We start from the raw sequence: 293 nt of genomic DNA on the forward strand, positions 1-293 counted from the left end.
CCGTCGATCCCGGAGAACTCGCAGTGGGGCATCTTCCTGCGCAACCACGACGAGCTCACGCTCGAGATGGTCACCGACGAAGAGCGCGACTACATGTACTCCGAGTACGCCAAAGACCCGCGGATGAAGGCGAACATCGGCATCCGCCGCCGCCTGGCCCCGCTGCTGGAGAACGACCGCAACCAGCACGAGCTGTTCACCGCGCTGCTGCTGTCGCTGCCCGGCTCGCCGGTGCTGTACTACGGCGACGAGATCGGCATGGGCGACAACATCTGGCTGCAGGACCGCGACGC

Annotated in this window: 1 protein-coding gene; it reads left to right on the forward strand. The window is 65.9% G+C overall.

Going from position 1 to position 293, the window contains the following annotated elements:
- Positions 1-293 (forward strand): alpha-amylase family glycosyl hydrolase (locus ADL03_RS07870; RefSeq protein WP_255353338.1); only part of this gene is annotated, 293 nt, incomplete at both ends.

The sequence above is a fragment of the Nocardia sp. NRRL S-836 genome (assembly GCF_001279525.1).
GTDB lineage: Bacteria > Actinomycetota > Actinomycetes > Mycobacteriales > Pseudonocardiaceae > Lentzea.